This window comes from Fructilactobacillus sp. X2R1C3 (genome assembly GCF_059901425.1).
The window spans coordinates 1-268 of the sequence record NZ_JBWXUW010000013.1 but is presented as its reverse complement, the minus strand read 5'-3'; the positions used below and the strand labels follow the sequence as shown (position 1 = coordinate 268).

Here is a 268-nt window from a genome sequence, read left to right as displayed (position 1 = left end):
CTCTTGTACCCTGAACCACCACGGCTCCGGCGGGTATTTCAAGCTGTTTATCGCCTTCCGCACGCAGAATCCGATCATTCGGCAAATCAAAAACGGGAGTTGACCGCGTCAGGATGACGCCGCTTGCAAGAACTGCCCTTCGACGAACGATTGTCCCTTCGTAAACACCCGTATTGCCGCCGATCATACAATCGTCTTCTATTATTACCGGTGTTGCATTCACCGGCTCCAGCACGCCGCCGATTTGTGCCGCGGCGGAGAGATGAAC

Annotated in this window: 1 protein-coding gene; it reads right to left on the bottom strand. The window is 54.9% G+C overall.

What is annotated here, in order from left to right; genetic code table 11:
* Window positions 1–268: DapH/DapD/GlmU-related protein (locus tag AC6UDD_RS06960; RefSeq protein WP_500720053.1), on the bottom strand; the 268-nt coding region annotated here is incomplete at both ends.